Origin of the sequence: Enterobacter sp. WCHEn045836, from assembly GCF_003965585.1 — a bacterium.
GTDB lineage: Bacteria > Pseudomonadota > Gammaproteobacteria > Enterobacterales > Enterobacteriaceae > Enterobacter > Enterobacter dissolvens.
The window spans coordinates 174,289-195,146 of the sequence record NZ_RXPT01000007.1; the positions used below are offsets into that span (position 1 = coordinate 174,289).

A 20,858-nucleotide genomic window follows, 5' to 3' on the forward strand; every position below is an offset into this window, starting at 1 on the left:
TGCATAACGGCGCACAAATTCAGGTAATTTAGAGTATCAAAGAGAATGCGAGATAGTCACCGAGTCGGTTTGGATAACTGTTCCTCTGCACCATTCGGCGAATAAGGGCAATCAGTTCAAAATCAGTTCTCAGATTAAACTTCTGCATCATCACATACTTTTGCGTAAAAACGGTTTTATCGCTGATCTTCAGCGCATGCGCGATCTGCACTACCGATAATCCCCGATAAAAATTGGCCATAATGCGTTTTTGCTGGGGTGATAATATTTTATGCTGACACTCTGCGCAGCTTTTTTGCTTCCAGCTGTTCCCCGCGAGCTCTGCACGGTACCAGGCGATGAACAGCACCTGGTTTATCCGATCAAGCGAAGCGCGACGCGAAATAAAAATAATATCGTTAAAACAGGAGGGTAAGGCAGGAAAATGATATTCATCTTCCACCAATCCGATCACAATCCCTTTCTGGCGCGCCTGTAATTCGGGAAAACAGACCAGCGCCTCCCCCATACAAAATGAGAGAACGATAATATCGGCGGCACTGACGTTATCACGGCTAAGCTCCGCCTCGAAATGAATCTGCTGCTTAAAATTACGTAAAAAGAATTCCACAAAGAAACACTGCAGCCCATGGTGAAAAAATTGGTCTGTCTCTTGAATCAGAATATTCAACATAGCAAATACCGATGTGGGTCAGTCAATAAACGTTATTAACGCGCGGGATTTTTAATTGTATTGCATGGTCATCACAACAACTGCACTGACACTGCCCGGCGTCGCGCCACCGGTTACAGATTTTACCCAAGCCTGCATGGCCATGGTCGCCGTTCTGTCCGGCGCAATATTTTGCGTTATGCTGGACCCGGTCCCCTTCAGCGTACCCGTGGCGGCCTCACGCATGGCTATCGCCACGTTTGTCGCCGAGCCGCTGTTCAGGTAGTAGTCCGCACCGGCCGCCGGATCGGGGGTGCCGGTAAACGAGACCGTGACGCTGCGGGTCCCCGCCGGGCACTGGGCAAATTGCAAATTAAACGGTACCGGATCGGATGTCGATCCCGGCGTCGCCATATTAGTCGCCTGTATATTTCCAAGATTAATATCCAGGTTTGCGCTCCCGCCATTAAATACACAGGGCGAGGCGATGATATTTCCCGTCACGCCCAGATTAACGCTATCAGCCGCAACGACGTTCCAGCTGATAGCAAGGAGGAGCATCCCTCTCCTTAAGGGTAATTTCATCATGTCACCTGTTACTGGTAGGTCAAATTAAGCGTGGCAGAGGCATTTGCCGAGCCGGATTCGACGGTCGTTAAGGTCTGGTAATAGCGTGCCGTTAACGGGAGCGTCTCCTGCCCGCCTGCAGACTGTTTTAATAAAAGACGACTGTTCAAGACCAGTGGCGTGCCATTATAGAGAAATTGCACGCCAACGCCTTTTGCCGTGCCGCTATTTCCCTGCCCGGTTAATGCCATGACGCTGGTGTTGGCACTGTCCGGATTCTGTATTCCGCTCAGGGAAACCGTAATATTGGTGCCGGCACTGCAGTTTAATCCCAGGTTTTGCGTATTCTGCGCAACCGCTGGCGTGGTCCCCACCACGCTGCCAAATGCCGCGGCCGAAATATCCCCCATTGGGAAGGTCAACTGTGGCGTGGCGATCGTGCATGCCAGCGCATTGATTGTTCCGCCGGTAAGTTGCGTGGTCAGCCCGTCGCGGTAGATACCGTCGCTGCCCTGAAGCGTGACCACACCTATTGCACCAGGCGTTAAGGCACCGGAAGACACCGGGCCGGTGACGACCAGTTCGACCCGGCCACCATACCAGTCCACGTATGAGGTTTGCGCATTATACGAGAACGTATTGCTCGGGTTTTCAAAGTAGGCATTCGATGAGAATCGAATGCCTACGCCGCTGACATTAGTGTTGTAAACGTGGTTTCCGTAGCTGCTCAGCGTGGCACTGTTATATCGCATGCTAAAACCCAGCATTAACGGATTAGTACATCCGCTGAGATAGGATCCCGTGTACGTTCCCGCACCAGAAAAAATCACCGTGCCGACAGGCGCATCGCGCTGAACATTGATTGTCCCCACCGATAATGTCGAAAGCTGCGGTGTAATGGTGGTGCAGGTTCCCGCCCGGGCGATATGCCATCCGCAAAGACAGCACAGCAGTAATAACATGTTGATCCGTTTCATCTTAATTCTCCTGGCGACACGAGACGCTGATGTCCGTGATTCCGCCGTATTGCGATCCTTCCGGCAGGCTAAAATCTGCCCGACACTGCTGGTGAGGTTGATGTCCCCATGTTGCCAGGACCGTGCCCTGGTCACGCAGGCCGGTTAAATAGACCTGGCCGCGATCGCCCACGATAAAGCTGCTCTTGTCATCATCCGCCAGGGTAACAACCGCGCCAAACGGCACGAACTGGTCATGAGTCGTCAACGTCATCAGCACCCGACGTCCGACTTTGGACAGATAATCGGCTTTCACCACCGCACCACGTGTAGGTGTGACCGTGCGCGTGTTGATCTCCAGCTCCACATCATCAGGCAAATTTTCAGGATCGAGAGCGAGATCGTTTTTGCGGTATACGGAGAGGTTATTCACCACCGTATATCCCCGGTAATCCGTCCGTACGCCGGACTGGTTACGAATATTCACACCATGAGCGCCAGGGGCTTTGATTAACGCATTGGTTTCTCCCAGCGGCTGAGACAGCGTTATGCCGTCAGCATGGGCGAGGATCCCCCCCTGCACACCATAATTAAGGCGTTCGCTATTTTTGTCGTAGCCATATCCCGCCGTGACCTCGCCATACGTGCCTTTGTAGTCACCGTTCAGCGTGCCGGTATACCCCACGCCATCCGTGCCGTAACCTTGCTGGATATTCCAGTTCAGCGCGCTATTGTCGAGAGCCACCCCGTTCATGCCGATACTGTGCGTCGTGCCATTGTTCTTACTGGTATTCAGGCCATAGTTGGCCCACGTCTGCGGCAGGAATTTATCCAGCGGCACGCTGACGGTAAACGCCAGCAACTGGTCGTGGTCATAGGTCTTTGTACTTCCACTGCCGGATGAGGTCGGGCCGCCATTTTTGCTGTATGTCCAGGTCACACCATAACTGATGTTGTTCCAGTCGTTGTTGTAGCCGACACTCCATGACGCCATTGATTTGTCGGTGTTCCAGTAATCTTCCCGTGCGGCGCTGAGCGTCAGCGCACCCCGCTCATCACCCAGCGTCTGGCTCATCGTCAGCTCCACGCGGTTACGTCGTCTGTTCTGAAGCGCACTGCTGTCTCCGTACGAGTCCAGCACGTCCTGGAGCCCGTAATAGCCGCGTGTTGAATAACGGTATCCTGCAATCGAAAAGTTAGTGCCGGTATTCAGCACGTTCTTGCTGTAGCGTGCGCGCAAGGATTGCCCCTGCGTTTTCGCGGTATGGGCCAGTGTTGACCAGGCCTGGGTGACATCGGCGGAGAGCGCCCCGAAATCCCCCATGTTTTTACCTGTGCCGACAGCGAACGACTGGTACTTGCCGGAACCCTGCACCCCGCCATATAGCGTAATGCCATTCCGCAGCCCATAAATACCGCTGACCTGCCCGAACGGGGTTTTCTCCACGCTGCTGTTATAGGCGCGATACTGTCCGCCGGTGAGGGCATATTTCAGTCGCCCTTCACGCTGCAACACGGGTACCGAGGCATACGGCAGCGTGAAATGCTGCTCGCTGCCATCCGCCTCTTTGATGGTCACGTCTAAATCGCCCGCACCACCGGTGGGATACATATCGGTAATTTCAAATGCGCCCGGTGCCACATAGCTTTGGTAGATCTGATAGCCATTCTGGCGAATCACGACCTGCGCATTGGTGCGCGCGATCCCTCGCACCACAGGAGCATAGCCTTTCAGGGAGTCCGGCAGCATGTCATCGTCCGACGCCAGCTGAACCCCGCGAAAAGGCACGCTGTCAAAGACATCCGCCGGGGCGGAGCTGTCCCCGAGTGTAAGCTGCGCTTTCAGGGGTATCACGGCACGTTGCAGGTAGCTGTAGACCATGTCCCATTGATCTTTCCCGGCAGCATCCCGCGACCAGGTGGTGTAGTTGCGTAAACGCCACGGCCCGATATTGACCCCTGGACGCAGGTTCGCATACTGGGTGTTGCTACTGACCCCCTCACCCGCTCTCGCCCGGCTGTTTGCCCCACTCAGGCTGTAATTGAGCATGGCTGCCGTGATCCCTTCATCCCACATCTCCGGCGGCACATAGCCTCTTGCCGGCAGATCGATGGCGGCCTGCGGAATACTCAACACCAGACGCTGGGCAGCAAACTGAAAATCCGCACTAGCCTGTGGAATAGCCTGAAGATTGACGCATTCACTCTTCTCTGCATCAAGCGCTGGAAATAGTGCCGTTTTCACGCCCCAGCGTTTTAATTGTGCAAGACTCAGACAAGGTTGCAATGACGCATCGCCGTTGTCGGCTTTGCTCGCGGTAAACTGAATATCCCCCGTCTCCAGAAACGCGTCGTCGACAATAATATCGACATGGTAGATCCCCGGTGCCTGCGAGCCTGATTCAAAGGCCGACAAATCGGCTTTATCCATGCCTGGATTATCCAGCTCAATTAATTCGGTGTTAAAGGCAACACTGGCGTAGAGCGAGGTTGAGGATCCGCCAAACGCTAAGGCGATAAACATCGCCAGGCGTGCGGGTTTCATCGTGTTATTTACCGTCATTGCGAATTACCGGGTTAATGCAGGCGTTGCCGTTTGCGAAAGGATCACAAACTGGCTTGATGTAATACGCCGGGACTGCCATAGTCGTTAATAATTTTAAACGTGAGTGAATTTCCCCTTGCCTCGTTGGGTAATACAAACCGGGCTGAGGCGCCGGGTAACACGTAGGTCACATCGTCCAGTTTTTTCCCCCCCAGCGTAATTTCATTAAAATTGACGACATATTGCGTGGGGTTGTTGACCTGAATTTCATTCCCGGCTCGTTGCCAGGTTAATTTATTAGCCTGTTCTTCTGGCGTAGACGCCCGCAAACCTTCTGGCCGGTAGATCAGTTTGATGCGCGTTTTCACTGCTATTTGCAGGGCGTTCGTCTGCTTTGATGCCGAAGGGATCGCTTTGATATTCAGCCAAAATAAACTCTCCTGCTCCTGAGGCAGTGCACCAGTCATCACGATCCGCTCAATATTTTTTTGTCCTCCATCCAGCCGATATAATGGCGGTGTAATAATAAAAGGCGCTTTACCTGAGTTCCCTTCCTGCATATCTATCCATGACTGAATTAAATAAGGCGCACTGTCCGGATTAGTTATGCTGATTGACGCTTCTTTTTTAGCCCCATCGAAAATGATTCGGGTGCCGCCAATAATGACCCCGGCGTGAGCTGTGGTCAGCGTCAGTGCTGACAGCGCCAGGGCCAGTCCTTTTGTTTTGATAAAACGCATGAAAACCTCATACCACAACGGGGCCGGGTTGGCCCCTTACTGATTGCTGCCAAAAATATTAGTTGTAGACCACGGAGAAATTCGCGACAGAATTCGCCGGACCAGCGGTGACCGCCGCTGCGGTGGAAATATACTGCGCATAGAAACTCAGCGTATTATCCATGGTGCTGCTCAGCGCATAGCTATAGCTGTTGCTGCCATGGAGCGGCAGATCGGCCTTATCCGCACTCATCAGGTTAATCGCCACACCGGTCGCCGCGCCCGCCGCAGACGAATCAATCGCCAGCAGGCTGGAATTCGTGGCATCCGGCGTACCATCAAAGCGAACCTTCGCGTTGGTGACCGTCACCGGGCAATTTTTCAACACGATATTAAATTGCGTGGCTGCGGTTCTGGCCCCGGTGGTCGGGAATTCGGTCTTATAATAATCGCCCAACACCACCACCTGATTCTGTGAAGCCACATCAACGTCACAGGCGGAATCCAGAATATTACCGTTAAAATTAACGGTACCCGCAGCGGCGAAGGCGTGTGTTGCTGTCAGGGCAGAACTGACTGCCAGCAGTGTTATCATCATTTTATTGTTCATCATTAAATCCTGTATCACTTTATTTATTACTGAAATCCAGATTACATAATTCAGGCCTCATCAGCCGATGAACGAAATTTATACAACTCTTTTTCGACACACAATCTATTTTGAGGTCTAGCTGTAGACTTCTCTTTAACAAAATAAATACATTTCAGTTTTAAAATTTCTTAAGCAATTATGTTTTCGGTCTACTTTTAGACCCGTAATTTACGCCCTTACAATTCATATAATTAGGCTCGTCATTTACTGCGGTCTATTTTTAGACCCGTGTTAAATATTCCACGACCCGCTGTTTTTTAAGATAATTCTTTATATCGATCAAATAATGATCGCGTCCGTGAGTGAGGTATCTAATGAACACCCGAATGGCTCCCAGTCTCGATAATGAAAAAGCCACCGTGCTTACGGCTAAACCCTATAAGCACATCGAGAAATTAATCGATAACCTTCTCCCCTTTGCAGAAAGACGCATACTGTCGCGAGGGGAAGTGATCCATTATTACAATAACGATATTCGTCAGTGTTTTTTGTTGTTGCAGGGCAGCGTGGCGTTGCACCGTCGGGGAGATGGCATTGTATTAAATTCAGAATCCTCGCCGTTTGTTCTTGGCGTGAGCAGCCAGTTCTCCTCAGAGCACCTGTACGTCAGAGCGCTGGAAACCTCCGAGATCGCGGGTATTTCGCTGGAACGGTTTAATCGCCTGGTTGCGCAACACAATTTATGGGAGCCCTTTGCGCACCTGCTGATCTATACCGCCTCCCGGGTCTACGAGCATTGCTCGCGGATCTCACAGATGTCAGCCTATGACATTATTCGCTTTCAGCTGGTTGAGCTGATGCAGGAGCCTGAAGCTATACGGCTGAACATGACGGCGGCAGGGTATATACAAAGCCGCACCTGGCTGTCGCGCAGCGGAATTATGCGAATACTGGCGGAACTGCGCACCGGAAAGTACATTACGATGGAGCGCGGCGTGCTGCTTGATGTCCATCATTTGCCGCGGAAATACTGACCCTGGTGCTGTCGGTGGTGCCGAGTAAGACTATAATCAGAAAGACGATTCTTTCAGGTTCAGGTTATGTCCACCACAGAAAAACCCCATCGTGGTTCTCCTTATGCGCAAGCGCTGATTACGCACTTACAGCCCTACTCTACGCTTCGCAACACGGGTCGCGGGGAGCAGCTGGATCTGGTGGTTAATGGCCGGGGAATGAGTTATTTGATTCTGGAAGGGACCGTTGCCATTTACCGACGCAGCGACAATCTGATGCTGTCGACGGCGAAAAGCCCGGCGTTATTTGGCGTGGCCAATATCAGTGACATCTTTTTTGACGACTACCTGAAAACGGTGACGCCCTGCAGGATCGGTACGCTGCCCACAGAGCAGCTCAACGTCATTATCCAGGAGAAGGCGTTGTGGGGGCTGCTATCAAACCATCTGATGTTCATGTACAACCGGCTCTATAACACCGTCATGCCGAAGGGGGCGCCGACGGCTTATGAGATGATCCGCCAGCAGTTGATGCTGTTAATGAATGAAGATGAATCCTATCGCCGGGGGATCACCGCTGAACGCTACATTCGCGACAAAACCCAGCTTTCCCGTAGCGGCGTGATGCGTATCCTGGCGGATTTAAAAACCGGCGGGTTTATCGAAATGGACGACGGCAGGCTTATTAAAATCAACAAACTTCCCGCCCGATACTGAATTGCAGACACAAAAAAGGCCGCACTCGCGGCCTTTTTATTCTCTCAATGGACGTGAACGCCCAAGCGCCAGGCAAAATAGATCTCTTCTTTCAGTTCATTCGAAGAGAGCGCCAGCAAATCTGTGAACTCCAGTTCAAGCTGTTTCAGCTTTTTCAGGTACTGCGCCGGAGACAGGTTGCTCTTATCGCGACGTAAGTATTCAATTGCCAGTTGCGTTGGGGTTATTTCAGTATCCATGATGTCCTCGCTTATGTACAAATCCTGACCAGTATATCACAACACCCTGGCGAGATTTTGACCAAATGCAAAAACACCGGCAAAATTTACACCACCGCTGTCGTCAGCCGCGACGAGCAGCACAGCCGATCCTGCTCATCAAGAATATCAATCTGCCACACCTGATGACGGCTACCGGCATGCAGCGCGCGGCAAATACCGCGCACGCGTCCGCTACGCACCGAGCGAATATGGTTGGCGTTCACCTCCAGACCGACCACCTTTTGCTCCCCTTCGGTACACAGATAGCCCGCCACCGAGCCCAGCGTTTCGGCCAGCACCACGGACGCACCGCCATGCAGCAGGCCAAACGGCTGATGCGTGCGATGATCGACAGGCATGGTGGCCTCCAGGTCGTTCTCGCCGATACGGATGAACCGGATATCCAGCAACCCGACCATATTCCCCTCGCCCATGGCGTTTAACGCCTGTAGCGTGACGGCACGTTTCCAGATCATCCGATAATCTCCAGTAAAGCCTGTAATGGGTGGCGTACGCCGTTACCCTCTACCCGTTTCACCTGGCTTCGACAGGAGTAGCCCGTTGCCAGGCAGCGGTTTCTTGGCAAACGCTGCATCGCCTGATGCCACGACAGCTCGTAGATACCGAGCGAGTTGGCGTGATTCTTGACTTCATGCCCGTAGGTGCCCGCCATGCCGCAGCAGCCAACGCTGACGCTCTCAAGCTTCGCGCCGAAACGGGCAAAGATAGAGGCCCATTGCGCAGGTGCCCCTGGCAGCGCGGTGACCTCGGTACAGTGGCCAAACAGATACCACGACTCACCGCTGACCTCCATGGCGGTGGTCTGCTCCAGGGCGGCCGGCAGCCACTCATGTACCAGCATTACGTGGAAATCACCGCGTTTATCGCCCAGCGTCTGCGTGTATTCATCGCGATAGCAGAGCACCAGTGCCGGATCGACACCCACCATCGGCATCCCCAGCCCGGCGACCCGGTTGAGGAAATCAGACGTTTTTTGCGCCGTTTTCGCGAAGCGGTTGAGGAAGCCTTTAATGTGTTGCGCCTTACCGTTAGGTGAGAACGGCAGGACTACCGGCTGGTATCCCAGCTTTTCCGCCAGGCGGACGAAATCGGCCACCACCTGCGCGTCGTAGTAGCTGGTAAAGGGATCCTGCACCACCAGCACCACCTTCGCTTTTTGCTCAGGGCTTAGCGCCTCAAGCTGCTCCAGGGTCATGTTTGCCGAGCGGTGCCCCACCAGCTGGCGCTGCAGCGACGGTACCGAAAGCAGCGGCAGATCCACCATCCCGATATGTTTTTCGGAAAGCTTGCGTACCAGCGGCTGATTAATAAAGAAGTTGAAGGTCTTCGGCGCCCGCGCCATCAGCGGCGCATAGCTCTCCACCGTTGCCACCAGATGGTCGCGCATCGGGCGCAGATAGCGCGTGTGGTAGAGCTGCAGGAAGCGTGAACGGAACTCCGGCACGTCGATCTTAATCGGGCACTGGGTCGAACAGGCTTTACAGGCCAGGCAGCCGGACATCGCCTCTTTCACCTCATGGGAGAAATCATACTCGCCCTTATTCGCATGCCAGCTGTTGCGGGTGCGCTCAATCAGGGAGCGCAGGCTGGCCCGTTTTTCCGGCAACTCCTGCTCCAGCTTGAGGGGATCCACCCCGCGGTCGGCCAGCAGACGCAGCCATTCCCGCACCAGCGTCGCCCGCCCTTTTGGCGAATGGATGCGGTTGCTGGTAATTTTCATCGACGGGCACATCGGGCTTTTCACGTCGAAGTTAAAGCACAGGCCATTGCCGTTACACTCCAGCGCCCCGCGCCAGGACGCGCGCACGGCAATCGGGATTTGTCTGTCGTAGGTGCCGCGCTTGACGGCATCCACCTGCAGCATCGGCGCATCAATCCCTTCGGGGGGGCAAATTTTCCCCGGATTGAGACGGTTATTGGGGTCAAACGCCGCTTTGACCTTGCGCAGCTCGCCGAAGAGCTGTTCACCGAAGAACGCCGGACTGTACTCGGCGCGGAACCCTTTTCCGTGTTCACCCCACAGCAGGCCGCCATATTTCGCGGTTAACGCCACCACCTCATCGGAGATCTGTTTCATCAGGATCTCCTGCTGCGGGTCGCACATGTCCAGCGCCGGACGCACGTGCAGCACCCCGGCATCAACATGGCCGAACATGCCATAGCTCAGGCCATGACTGTCCAGCAGGGCACGGAATTCAACAATATAATCCGCCAGATGCTCAGGGGGGACACAGGTATCTTCGGCAAACGGAATCGGCTTAGCGGCACCTTTGGCATTGCCGAGCAGTCCCACCGCTTTTTTACGCATCGCGTAGATACGCTCAATGCCGGCCAGATCGTTACAGAGCTGCCAGCCAATGACGCCACCTTCGCCCTGAGCAATCAGTTCGTCCAGCCGCTGACAGAGCGTGGTCACCTGGCTGTCGATAAGCTCTGCATCGTCTCCGGCAAATTCAACGATGTTAAGCCCGAGCATCTCTTTATCTGGCACATCGGTAATCAGCTCCCGTACGGAGTGCCAGACGATATCTTCCCGCGCCAGATTAAGCACCTTCGAGTCGACGGTCTCCACCGACAGCGCCTGCGCCTCAACCATAAACGGGGCATTACGCAGCGCGGAATCAAAGGAGTCATATTTGACGTTCACCAGGCGGCGAACCTTCGGCAACCGGGTGATATCCAGCCGCGCCTCGGTAATAAACGCCAGCGTCCCTTCGGAGCCGGTCAGCACGCGGGTCAAATCAAACTGTGTCAGTTCGTCGTTAAAGACATGCCGCAGGTCGTAACCGGTCAGGAAACGGTTCAGTTTGGGGAATTTGTCGAGGATCAGCTGGCGGTTATCGCGACAGCGTTCCAGCACGGTGCGATAGATGCGCCCGCTTGCGGTATTCTCTTTACCCAGCGTTTCCGCCAGCTCGACCGGCATGGGCTGGGTATCCAGGATATCGCCGCCCAGCAGCACCGCGCGTACGCCCAGAACGTGATCGGAGGTTTTTCCGTAGACCAGCGAGCCCTGCCCGGAGGCATCGGTGTTGATCATCCCGCCGATGGTCGCCCGGTTGCTGGTGGAAAGCTCCGGCGCGAAGAAGTAGCCGTAAGGTTTGAGATACTGGTTGAGCTGATCTTTGATGACGCCCGCTTCGACACGCACCCATCCCTCTTCAGGATTGATCTCGATGATGCGGTTCATATAGCGCGACATATCAATGATGACGCCCTGGTTCAGCGCCTGGCCATTTGTCCCGGTGCCACCGCCACGCGGGGTGAACACCAGTGCGCTAAAACGTTCCTGGGTCGCCAGCCGGGCGATAAGCGCCACATCGGCCGTTGAGCGCGGAAAGACGACTGCATCGGGAAGAAGCTGGTAAATACTGTTATCGGTCGCCATCGTCAGCCTGTCGGCATAGTTCGTGGCGGTATCACCTGTAAAACCCTGTTGCTCCAGTGCCTGCAAAAAATTAAGCACCAGCTGAACGACGCCAGGTGCTTGAGAAATCTGTGGGATCATGACTGTCGACCCTAATTAGAGTGGGATGAAACCGTTTGCGTTGTGTCTGGAAAGTTTTATCACATTTTTTTCTTATGTGCTTCGCTGAATTACGGGCAAAATCCGCCTGTCAAAAATCGCTGATATCATTAATGATTAGAGAGACGCGGTTATCCGTTCCCGCCAGCCTCGCTGGTGTTTATTAAGGAAAGTTTCATTTATGGTCAATCTTCGCCAGCCCAGGGATGTTGCGCAAATTATGCTGTCGGTGCTGTTTCTGGCCCTCATGATTATTGCGTGTCTGTGGATTGTTCAACCTTTCATACTTGGCTTCGCCTGGGCCGCGACGGTGGTCGTGGCGACCTGGCCGGTGCTGTTACGTTTGCAAAAACTGCTGTTTGGCCGCCGCGGTCTGGCGGTACTGGTCATGACGCTGCTGCTGTTCCTGCTGTTTATTATTCCAATTGCGCTGCTGGTGAACAGTCTTGTCGATTCCAGTGGCCCGGTGATTCGCGCCGTTACCAGCGGTGATTTAACGCTACCGGATCTCGCCTGGCTGAACAGCATTCCGGTGGTAGGCGCCAAACTTTACAGCGGCTGGCACAGCCTGCTGGAGATGGGCGGCAGCGCGCTGATGGCGAAAGTACGTCCGTATATTGGCACCACCACCACCTGGTTTGTGGGTCAGGCGGCCCATATTGGTCGCTTTATGATGCACTGTGCGCTGATGCTGGTCTTCAGCGCCCTGCTCTACTGGCGCGGTGAGCAGGTAGCGTTGGGCGTTCGCCATTTCGCCACCCGACTGGCCGGCAAACGCGGCGATGCTGCGGTTCTGCTGGCGGCGCAGGCCGTGCGGGCGGTTGCGCTTGGCGTGGTCGTCACGGCGCTGGTGCAGGCGGTGCTGGGCGGTATCGGCCTGGCCATTTCTGGCGTGCCGTACGCCACCGTCTTTACGGTGGTGATGCTGATGACCTGTCTTGCGCAACTGGGTCCGTTGCTGGTGCTGGTCCCCAGCATCATCTGGCTTTACTGGACGGGGGATACCACGTGGGGAACCGTTCTGCTGGTCTGGAGCTGTGTGGTCGGCACCATGGATAACGTGATTCGTCCCATCCTCATCCGCATGGGCGCGGACCTGCCGCTGATCCTGATCCTCTCCGGCGTCATTGGCGGGTTAATCGCCTTTGGGATGATCGGTCTGTTTATTGGACCGGTACTGCTTGCCGTCACCTGGCGTCTCTTCTCCGCCTGGGTACACGAAGTACCGCCGCCGGGAACTGACCCGGATGTGATTTTGAGCGAACTGGAAGAGCTGGAAGAGAAGAATACGCAGTAAAAGGGGTTGCCGGGTGGCGCTGACGCTTACCCGGCCTACATTCCCCCCTGCAATACTTAAACGTTGCTAAACTATTTATTCGCTACACACTGGTCCGACCCGCCTTTTTTGCTCTAAGTCCGCTATTCAATTCAAGAAATCTTTACTTCTCTTTAACTATTGAGACGAATCTGATCGACGCTCAGGGCTGGCATGCCTACTATTAGCTCACGGTTATAAATCAACACCTTGATTTATAAGCATGGAAATCCCCTGAGTGAAACAACGAATTGCTGTGTGTAGTCTTTGCCCATCTCCCACGATGGGCTTTTTTTTATCCTGACTACGCGTGCTGAACCTGACAGGTGCTTAGCATGCGCCATTCAGCAGGCAGCACCCGCGTCTCTCCCGTCACATTGACCGTCACCACGTCGCGAATATCTGCCGACGATGCCCCCAGCTGCAGCTCAAACTCGCCCGGCTCAACAATGCGTTTGCCGTCCCGACGGGTAAAGTTGAACATCTCCACGGGCAGCGTAAAAGTGAGCGTGGCCGTTTCGCCCGGCGCGAGCGCCACGCGCTGGAACGCTTTCAGCTCCTGAAGCGGCCGCACCTGCGTGGCAACCTTATCCCGGACGTACACCTGCACCACCTCGCTGCCGCTGCGTTCACCGCGGTTGGTGACGTCAATACTCAGCACCACCTCGCCGTCCACCGGTACGCTGTTTTGCGCGAGGCGTGCTGCGCCCCAGTTAAATTGCGTCCAGCCAAGGCCGAAACCAAAGGGATAGCGGGAGCCAAAGTGGAACGCGAATGGCGTGCCGCCGCTTTTCAGCTTGTGGTTGTAGTAGTACGGCATGGCGCCCGCACTTTTCGGCACGCTCACCACCAGACGTCCCTGCGGCTCCGCGCGGCCGGTTAACACATCGGCAATCGCCCAGCCCCCTTCCTGCCCAGGCGCCCAGGCCATCATCAGCGCCGCGACCTTATCTTCCAGCCCCTGAAGGTTGTACGGCCGCCCGCCGGTCATCACCACAATCACCGGTTTGCCCGTGGCGACCAGGGCGTCCAGCAGCTGTTGCTGAACACCAGGCAGGTTCAGGGAATCGGTATCGGATCCTTCCCCTACTGTGCCGCTCTGGAACAAACCGGCGAGGTCGCCGACGCAGGCTACCACCACGTCGCTCTCCTGCGCGGCGTTCACGGCTTCGGGGATCAGCGCGATACTTTGCGACACCGGCGACTGCTGCATCGGTTTGCCCCCGCTGTCACCCGGGAAGACCGGCGCACCCGCCATCCGTTTTTCAATGATGTGACACCCTTTGGCGTAACGCACGTTCGACGCGCCCAGATAGTGCTCCAGCGCCGCGCGCGGGGTCGTCACCTGCGAGGTTTCGTCAACCATATCGCTGATAATTAAATGCACCGGGAAGCTGTAGCCGCTGAGCAACGCCAGCGGATCGTCCGCCGTGGGTCCCACCACCGCCACGCGGGGTTTGCCGCCGAGAGGCAAAATGCCGTTATTCTCCAGCAACGTCAGCGAGCGGGTCGCCACCTCACGTGCAACCTGCCGGGTGGTCTCATTTTGCAAATCAATGCCGCGTTCATCGGCATACGGGTTTTCAAACAGGCCGAGACGGAATTTTTCGGTCAGCACGCGTCCTACAATTTCGTCCACTTTTGCCATGGAGATCAGACCACGCCCGACGGCCTCGGCCAGATGGCGGGCGCAGTCATCTTTCGGCAGCTCAACATCAAGCCCGGCGTTAAAGGCCAGTGCGGCGGATTCGGTCGCATCATGCGAGACCCCGTGATGCTGATGCAGCAGGCTGACGCCGCCATAGTCCGCCACAACGATCCCGTCAAAGCCCCACTGTTCGCGCAGGACGGTGGTCAGCAGGAAGTGGTCGCTGTGCCCCGGCTGATTGTCGATATCGTGGTAGGCTGGCATCACCGACCCGGCATTGGCCAGCTTCACTGCCATTTCAAATGGCAGCAGGAAGGTATCATTCAGCTCGCTAAAGCCCAGATGAACCGGGGCATGGTTGCGCGCCCCCTCGCTGAACGAGTGGCCCACATAGTGCTTAAGCGTGGCCAGCAGATCGCGTTTATCGCCCTGCAGCCCTTTAACGTAGGCCGTGGCCATCACCCCCACCAGCCAGGGATCTTCGCCAAAGGTCTCTTCCGTGCGCCCCCAGCGCACATCGCGGGAGACATCCAGTACCGGGGCCAGCCCCTGCTGACAGCCCACAGAGCGCGCTTCTTTACCTATCTGCTCTGCTGCCTGCTGCACCAGGGCCGGATCCCAGGTTGAACCGTAGTTCAGCGAGGACGGGAACAGCGTCGCATCTTTGCACAACAACCCCACCAGACACTCCTCATGGAACAGCGCCGGAATGCCAAGCCGCGTCTCTTCCATCATCATGCGCTGCAGACGGTTGGCGGCGCGCACGCCGGTTTGCGCATCAACGATATGGGTGCCCAGCGGACGGGTGATCTGCCCGACGCCCAGCTTCAGTCGTTCGCTGAGCGAGGCCTGTTCACTCACCCCCGCGAATTCATCACTCAAGTCGCTGCGCTCACGGTGGTTGCCGTTTTCATCGAGGATCAGCCAGTAAGCATGCATCTGGGCAAATTTCTCTTCCGGGGTCATGCGTGCCAACAAGTCGGCGACGCGCTCGTGCACGGGACGTCCCGCGTCCTTATAGATTGCAGTCATGTTTTACTCCTGTAGGGCGGAAGGGGCAGCCGGGCTGAGTTGCCCTGCTTCTGGCCGCACGTCGCGCTTGCTGGCCAGTTCGCGGGCGATGGTATCCACCAGCCGGCTGTTGAGTTTGTAGATGGCAAGCAGTGCGACCATGCAGAGGAACAGCACGCACGGAATAAGGGTAAATAGCGCGTTAATGGTCGTGAGTACGTGCGGCGCCTGGGTTGCCTGGCCTGGCGCGTAATCCACCATCCCGAGCACCCAACCCACCACCGCTCCGCCCAGCGCCAGACCAAACTTGATGGCAAACAGCGCGGTGGAGAAGACCAGACCATCAAGCCGACGGCCGCTGCGGTGCTCTTCGTAGTCGACCACATCGGAGAACATGGTCCACTGCAGCGGCGTGGTCAGGTTCTGGATGAAGCTAAAGACAATATTGAGGCCGAAAATCAGCCAGACCTGTGAAGGCGGCAGGAAGAAGATCAGCGCCCCGAAGATCACGAAAGAAATAATGGTCCACTGATAGGCGCGTACGCGGTCAAATTTCCCCAGCAGCCGTTCGGATAATAATGCGCCACTTAAGGAGGCCACCATCCCGGAGACGATAAAGGCAAAGACCAGTTCCGGGCGCAACAGCACATAATTCACGTAATACATCGTGGCAGAACCGCGCGTCACGACCGCCGTTAACAGCAAAATATTAAACAGGAACACAATTCGCCACTGGCTATTGGCGGCCAGCCGTTTTAAATCGGTGAGCATGGAGCCAGAGGTGTCATTACGCGGAGAATAGCGCTCGCGGGTCATCAGGAAACAGCAGAAGAATAAAATAATCCCCAGCAATCCCATCAGGCTCATGGCATAGAAATAGCCTTTCTGTACGTTGCCCTGCCCTAGATGCGAGACCAGCGGCAACGCGATAACCGTCACAATCAACCCGCCGATAAACGACAGGCCAAAGCGCCACGACTGCAGCGAATGACGCTCGCGCGGATCCAGCGTCAGTGCGCCCGGCATGGCGCAGTAAGGGACGTTAATGGCGGAATAGATGAGGCTTAAAATCCCGTAGGTCACGCAGGCATACACGATTTTCGCCGTGGGCCTGACGTCGGGAACGTAGAACGTAATGAGGCAGCTTACGCCAAACGGAATGGCAAACCAGAGCAGCCATGGACGGAAACGACCGTGACGCGTTTGGGTGCGATCCACCAGCGCGCCTATACAGGGATCAATAAAGGCGTCGACCACGCGCACCACTAAAAACATGGTGCCCATAATGGCCGCGGGTAAACCGAAAACGTCTGTATAGAAATAAGCAAGAAATAACGTCGCTGTTTGCCAGACCAGCGCACTGGCCATATCACCTAAGCCATAACCTATTTTATCTTTGGTACGCAGTACAGAGGAGATTGTCATTTGTTATTTGCCTTTTTATCAGGTTAAAACGTATTTCAACCAGTTGCGCAAAATCCTGTTGATTTGCGCGGTAAGGCTCAAGTATTAGCAACGCTTTGCGCGCTAACAATTGTCTAAACTAACAGACAAATTATGATATTTGGTTTTTTACTTTATTTGTGATGGGGAGCAAATATAAGCGGAAATAAAAAAGGCGAGGATTATTTCCCTCGCCTTTTCAGATACGGATGACGTTACTTATTCAGTTCAGCCAGGCTCAGCCAGGTTTGCACCACGGTGTCCGGGTTGAGGGAAAGACTGTCGATCCCCTCTTCCATCAGCCAGGCCGCGAAGTCTTCATGGTCAGAAGGGCCCTGGCCACAAATCCCGACGTATTTACCCTGTTTCTTCGCCGCACGGATGGACATCGACAGCAGGGCTTTCACCGCCTCGTTGCGCTCATCGAACAGCTCAGAGACCACGCCGGAGTCACGGTCCAGACCCAGCGTCAGCTGCGTCATGTCGTTAGAGCCGATAGAGAAGCCGTCGAAGTGCTCCAGGAATTGCTCTGCCAGCAGGGCGTTGGACGGGATCTCACACATCATGATGATCTTCAGCCCGTTCTCGCCGCGCTTCAGACCCTGGCGCGCCAGCTCATCCACCACCGCTTTCGCCTGATCCAAGGTGCGTACAAACGGGATCATGATCTCAACGTTGGTCAGCCCCATGTCGTTGCGCACGCGTTTTACCGCTTCACACTCCAGCGCGAAGCAGTCGCGGAAGCTGTCGGAGACATAACGTCCGGCCCCACGGAAGCCCAGCATCGGGTTCTCTTCTTCCGGCTCGTAACGCTCGCCGCCCACCAGGTTGGCGTATTCGTTAGATTTAAAGTCCGACAGACGCACAATCACGCGCTTCGGATAAAACGCCGCACCGAGCGTCGCGATCCCTTCGGTCAGACGGCCGACGTAGAACTCTTTCGGCGAGTCGTAGCCTTTCATCATCTCGCGAATTTCGTTCTGCAGCTTTGCGTCCTGGTCGTCAAACTCCAGCAGCGCGCGCGGGTGAACGCCGATCATACGGTTGATGATAAATTCCAGACGCGCCAGGCCCACGCCTTCGTTCGGCAGGCAGGCGAAGTCAAACGCGCGGTCCGGGTTACCGACGTTCATCATGATCTTCAGCGGCAGGTCCGGCATGGTATCGACGCTGGAGCTTTTCACGCTGAAGTCGAGGATGTCGGCATACACGTAGCCGGTATCCCCTTCGGCACAGGAGACGGTCACGTTCTGTCCGTCCTTCATGCGTTCGGTTGCGTCACCGCAGCCGACAACCGCCGGGATCCCCAGCTCGCGGGCGATGATCGCCGCGTGACAGGTACGGCCGCCACGGTTGGTGACGATAGCCGCGGCTTTCTTCATGATCGGTTCCCAGTCCGGGTCGGTCATGTCGGTTACCAGCACGTCGCCCGGCTGAATGCGGTTCATCTCGCTGATATCGTGGATCACTTTCACCGGACCGGCACCAATGCGGTGACCAATCGCGCGACCTTCCGCGACGACTTTGCCCTGCGCGTGGAGGGTATAACGCTCCATGACCTGACCACGGGAGCGAACGGTTTCCGGACGCGCCTGGACGATGAACAGCTTGCCGGTGTTCCCGTCTTTGGCCCACTCGATGTCCATTGGACGGCCGTAGTGTTTTTCAATCTGCACCGCCTGCTTCGCCAGCTCCTGCACTTCGGCGTCTGTCAGGGAGAAGCGGTCGCGCAGCTCCTGCGGTACATCTTCAATTTTCACCTGCTTGCCATGCTCCTGGGTCGGGGCATAGATCATGCGGATTTTTTTCGAGCCCATGGTGCGGCGAACTACTGCCGGACGGTTAGCGGCAAGCGTCGGTTTGTGGACATAGAATTCGTCAGGGTTCACGGCCCCCTGCACCACCATTTCACCCAGACCCCACGCGGAGGTGATGAACACCACCTGGTCGAAGCCGGATTCGGTATCGATGGAGAACATCACGCCGGAAGAGCCCACGTCGGAACGCACCATGCGCTGTACGCCCGCGGAGAGCGCCACGCCGCGATGGTCATAGCCCTGGTGCACGCGATAGGAGATGGCGCGATCGTTAAACAGGGAGGCGAACACGTGTTTCACCGCCACCAGCACCGCATCGTACCCCTGGACGTTCAGGAAGGTTTCCTGCTGCCCGGCGAACGAAGCATCCGGCATGTCTTCTGCGGTTGCAGAGGAGCGCACGGCGAAAGAGGCCTGCGCATCATCAGCGGAGAGCTGGTTGTACGCATCGTGAATGGCTTTTTCCAGCTCCGGCTGGAAAGGTGTGTCGATAATCCACTGGCGGATCTGCGCCCCGGCTTTGGCAAGCTCGGTAACGTCATCAATATCCGTTTTATCCAGCAGGTCGTAAATGCGCTGGTTTACACCGCTCTGGTCTAAAAACAGGTTAAACGCATCGGCGGTTGTGGCAAACCCGTTTGGTACGGAGACACCCATACCGGACAGATTTGTAATCATTTCACCCAGGGAGGCATTTTTGCCCCCAACTCTGTCTACATCATTCATGCCGAGTTGGTTATACCAAAGCACCAGCGGTGACGAGCCATTGTTGGACATCGAAACAATCCTTTTGTGATATTTGATCGGAGTAAGAAACACCTGACTACGTATTTATACTGGCATAATTATTAGCGCTAAAAAAACGGTGAATCGTGTAAGCAATTTAAATTTTCAACTTTTCGGATACTTTCCCACCATCCGATAACCCGATGATTCCTATATATTCAGCCAAAAACCACAAAAATGAAGTCGCTATTTGAAAAATGAAATCCACTTTTCAGGAAAATCAAAAACACCGTTCCATTTATAATTAGGACAAGTTCTTTGCTGTGCAATTAACTTTTTTAATTTATGCTTTCAGACAATTAGGTCCGATATTCAGGGTGGATAAAATGGATAATGCTGTCGATCGCCACGTTTTTTATATTTCTGATGGTACGGCGATTACCGCCGAGGTGCTGGGGCACGCGGTGATGTCGCAGTTCCCCGTTTCGATTAACAGCATCACGCTGCCGTTTGTGGAAAATGAGAGCCGCGCGCGGGCGGTCAAGGATCAGATTGACGCCATTTACCAGCAGACCGGCGTGCGCCCGCTGGTCTTCTACTCCATTGTGATCCCGGAAATTCGCAGCATCATTCTGCAGAGTGAAGGGTTTTGCCAGGATATCGTTCAGGCGCTGGTGGCCCCGCTGCAGAGCGAGCTGAAACTCGACCCGACCCCCATCGCGCACCGAACCCACGGGCTGAACCCCGGCAACCTGACCAAATACGATGCGCGTATCGCCGCCATTGACTACACCCTGGCGCACGACGACGGGATCTCGCTGCGTAACCTCGACCAGGCGCAGGTCATTTTGCTGGGCGTCTCGCGCTGCGGTAAAACCCCAACCAGCCTCTACCTGGCGATGCAGTTTGGTATTCGTGCCGCTAACTACCCGTTCATTGCCGATGATATGGATAATCTGGTGCTGCCTGCTGCCCTGAAGCCGCTGCAGCACAAGCTGTTCGGTCTGACCATTAATCCGGAACGGCTGGCGGCGATCCGCGAAGAGCGACGCGAGAACAGCCGCTACGCCTCCATGCGCCAGTGCCGAATGGAAGTCTCCGAAGTGGAAGCGTTGTACCGCAAAAACCAGATCCCATGGCTCAACAGCACCAACTATTCGGTCGAAGAGATCGCCACCAAAATTCTCGACATCATGGGTCTCAATCGCCGCATGTACTAACATGCTAGTACATTAGCTCAGATTCGGGTATCATCATCCACATCCTCGGGGCGGAGCCGCCCCGAACTTGAAATCAGCAGGGATTGGTTTAAGGTGATGCCCATCACTTC

The 20,858-nt window shown here is 55.3% G+C and carries 16 protein-coding genes and 1 other RNA gene; 5 read left to right on the plus strand and 12 right to left on the minus strand.

Going from position 1 to position 20,858, the window contains the following annotated elements; all coding sequences use genetic code 11:
* Positions 1-28 precede the first annotated feature (28 nt).
* The 6 genes from EKN38_RS11315 to EKN38_RS11340 are packed head-to-tail and all read right to left on the minus strand — an operon-like array spanning position 29 to position 6,052.
* Positions 29-673: a helix-turn-helix transcriptional regulator gene (locus EKN38_RS11315; protein ID WP_014831583.1), complete on the minus strand. Its 645-nt coding sequence runs from the start codon at positions 671-673 to the stop codon at positions 29-31.
* A 51-nt stretch (positions 674-724) separates the two neighbouring features.
* Complete coding sequence (locus EKN38_RS11320; RefSeq protein ID WP_014831582.1) at positions 725-1,213, minus strand: fimbrial protein; 489 nt, start codon at positions 1,211-1,213, stop codon at positions 725-727.
* 35 nt (positions 1,214-1,248) lie between these two features.
* Positions 1,249-2,196 carry a fimbrial protein gene (locus EKN38_RS11325; RefSeq protein WP_014831581.1) on the minus strand — a complete coding sequence of 316 codons (948 nt, stop codon included), beginning with the start codon at positions 2,194-2,196 and terminating at the stop codon, positions 1,249-1,251.
* Between the two features lies 1 nt (position 2,197).
* Positions 2,198-4,738 (minus strand): fimbria/pilus outer membrane usher protein, encoded by a 2,541-nt coding sequence (locus tag EKN38_RS11330; protein WP_126522077.1) that lies wholly within the window; start codon positions 4,736-4,738, stop codon positions 2,198-2,200.
* Between the two features lie 44 nt (positions 4,739-4,782).
* Entirely contained in the window at positions 4,783-5,460 is a 678-nt protein-coding gene (locus EKN38_RS11335) for a molecular chaperone (RefSeq protein ID WP_014831579.1), read from the minus strand.
* A 58-nt stretch (positions 5,461-5,518) separates the two neighbouring features.
* Positions 5,519-6,052 carry a fimbrial protein gene (locus tag EKN38_RS11340; protein WP_373371726.1) on the minus strand — a complete coding sequence of 178 codons (534 nt, stop codon included), beginning with the start codon at positions 6,050-6,052 and terminating at the stop codon, positions 5,519-5,521.
* 353 nt (positions 6,053-6,405) lie between these two features.
* On the opposite strand from EKN38_RS11340, the gene EKN38_RS11345 reads away from it, so the two are divergent.
* Positions 6,406-7,065: a helix-turn-helix domain-containing protein gene (locus EKN38_RS11345; protein ID WP_043951611.1), complete on the plus strand. Its 660-nt coding sequence runs from the start codon at positions 6,406-6,408 to the stop codon at positions 7,063-7,065.
* Between the two features lie 66 nt (positions 7,066-7,131).
* Positions 7,132-7,761, plus strand: a complete 630-nt coding sequence (locus EKN38_RS11350) for a helix-turn-helix domain-containing protein (protein ID WP_014831576.1) — start codon at positions 7,132-7,134, stop codon at positions 7,759-7,761.
* Positions 7,762-7,805: 44 nt separating this feature from the next.
* Here the strand turns inward: EKN38_RS11350 and EKN38_RS11355 are convergent, their stop codons facing one another.
* The 3 genes from EKN38_RS11355 to EKN38_RS11365 all read right to left on the minus strand — a co-directional run bounded on the left by EKN38_RS11355 (position 7,806) and on the right by EKN38_RS11365 (position 11,550).
* Entirely contained in the window at positions 7,806-8,000 is a 195-nt protein-coding gene (locus EKN38_RS11355) for a YdiH family protein (RefSeq protein ID WP_003857766.1), read from the minus strand.
* Between the two features lie 86 nt (positions 8,001-8,086).
* Positions 8,087-8,497 (minus strand): 1,4-dihydroxy-2-naphthoyl-CoA hydrolase, encoded by a 411-nt coding sequence (gene menI / locus EKN38_RS11360; RefSeq protein ID WP_014831575.1) that lies wholly within the window; start codon positions 8,495-8,497, stop codon positions 8,087-8,089.
* On the minus strand, positions 8,494-11,550 hold the full coding sequence (locus EKN38_RS11365) for an FAD-binding and (Fe-S)-binding domain-containing protein (protein ID WP_014831574.1): 3,057 nt from the start codon (positions 11,548-11,550) through the stop codon (positions 8,494-8,496). The genes menI and EKN38_RS11365 overlap by 4 nt, the downstream gene beginning before the upstream one ends.
* 199 nt (positions 11,551-11,749) lie before the next feature.
* Here EKN38_RS11365 and ydiK point away from each other — a divergent pair, with 199 nt between their 5' ends.
* Together ydiK and rprA are read left to right on the plus strand one after the other, a co-directional pair.
* Entirely contained in the window at positions 11,750-12,865 is a 1,116-nt protein-coding gene (gene ydiK / locus EKN38_RS11370; protein WP_014831573.1) for an AI-2E family transporter YdiK, read from the plus strand.
* Between the two features lie 209 nt (positions 12,866-13,074).
* Positions 13,075-13,182: antisense sRNA RprA (gene rprA, locus EKN38_RS11375), an RNA gene on the plus strand.
* 5 nt (positions 13,183-13,187) lie between these two features.
* On the opposite strand, the gene EKN38_RS11380 is transcribed toward rprA, so the two are convergent.
* From EKN38_RS11380 to ppsA, 3 genes are all read right to left on the minus strand, one after another.
* Positions 13,188-15,563, minus strand: a complete 2,376-nt coding sequence (locus EKN38_RS11380) for a glycoside hydrolase family 3 N-terminal domain-containing protein (protein ID WP_014831572.1) — start codon at positions 15,561-15,563, stop codon at positions 13,188-13,190.
* 3 nt (positions 15,564-15,566) lie between these two features.
* Entirely contained in the window at positions 15,567-16,967 is a 1,401-nt protein-coding gene (locus EKN38_RS11385) for an MFS transporter (protein WP_014831571.1), read from the minus strand.
* A gap of 233 nt (positions 16,968-17,200) precedes the next feature.
* Positions 17,201-19,579 (minus strand): phosphoenolpyruvate synthase, encoded by a 2,379-nt coding sequence (gene ppsA, locus EKN38_RS11390; RefSeq protein ID WP_014831570.1) that lies wholly within the window; start codon positions 19,577-19,579, stop codon positions 17,201-17,203.
* A 335-nt stretch (positions 19,580-19,914) separates the two neighbouring features.
* Here ppsA and ppsR point away from each other — a divergent pair, with 335 nt between their 5' ends.
* Entirely contained in the window at positions 19,915-20,748 is an 834-nt protein-coding gene (gene ppsR, locus EKN38_RS11395; protein WP_014831569.1) for a posphoenolpyruvate synthetase regulatory kinase/phosphorylase PpsR, read from the plus strand.
* The last annotated feature ends 110 nt before the right edge of the window (positions 20,749-20,858 follow it).

Excerpts from the sequence above, each read along its gene's own strand:
- ppsA (WP_014831570.1), bottom strand. The coding sequence starts at position 19,579 with ATGTCCAACAATGGCTCGTCACCGCTGGTGCTTTGGTATAACCAACTC.
- EKN38_RS11325 (WP_014831581.1), bottom strand. The coding sequence starts at position 2,196 with ATGAAACGGATCAACATGTTATTACTGCTGTGCTGTCTTTGCGGATGG.
- EKN38_RS11315 (WP_014831583.1), bottom strand. The coding sequence starts at position 673 with ATGTTGAATATTCTGATTCAAGAGACAGACCAATTTTTTCACCATGGG.
- EKN38_RS11340 (WP_373371726.1), bottom strand. The coding sequence starts at position 6,052 with ATGATGAACAATAAAATGATGATAACACTGCTGGCAGTCAGTTCTGCC.
- EKN38_RS11345 (WP_043951611.1), top strand. The coding sequence starts at position 6,406 with ATGAACACCCGAATGGCTCCCAGTCTCGATAATGAAAAAGCCACCGTG.
- ydiK (WP_014831573.1), top strand. The coding sequence starts at position 11,750 with ATGGTCAATCTTCGCCAGCCCAGGGATGTTGCGCAAATTATGCTGTCG.
- EKN38_RS11335 (WP_014831579.1), bottom strand. The coding sequence starts at position 5,460 with ATGCGTTTTATCAAAACAAAAGGACTGGCCCTGGCGCTGTCAGCACTG.
- EKN38_RS11365 (WP_014831574.1), bottom strand. The coding sequence starts at position 11,550 with ATGATCCCACAGATTTCTCAAGCACCTGGCGTCGTTCAGCTGGTGCTT.
- ppsR (WP_014831569.1), top strand. The coding sequence starts at position 19,915 with ATGGATAATGCTGTCGATCGCCACGTTTTTTATATTTCTGATGGTACG.
- EKN38_RS11380 (WP_014831572.1), bottom strand. The coding sequence starts at position 15,563 with ATGACTGCAATCTATAAGGACGCGGGACGTCCCGTGCACGAGCGCGTC.
- EKN38_RS11350 (WP_014831576.1), top strand. The coding sequence starts at position 7,132 with ATGTCCACCACAGAAAAACCCCATCGTGGTTCTCCTTATGCGCAAGCG.
- EKN38_RS11355 (WP_003857766.1), bottom strand. The coding sequence starts at position 8,000 with ATGGATACTGAAATAACCCCAACGCAACTGGCAATTGAATACTTACGT.
- menI (WP_014831575.1), bottom strand. The coding sequence starts at position 8,497 with ATGATCTGGAAACGTGCCGTCACGCTACAGGCGTTAAACGCCATGGGC.
- EKN38_RS11320 (WP_014831582.1), bottom strand. The coding sequence starts at position 1,213 with ATGCTCCTCCTTGCTATCAGCTGGAACGTCGTTGCGGCTGATAGCGTT.
- EKN38_RS11330 (WP_126522077.1), bottom strand. The coding sequence starts at position 4,738 with ATGACGGTAAATAACACGATGAAACCCGCACGCCTGGCGATGTTTATC.
- EKN38_RS11385 (WP_014831571.1), bottom strand. The coding sequence starts at position 16,967 with ATGACAATCTCCTCTGTACTGCGTACCAAAGATAAAATAGGTTATGGC.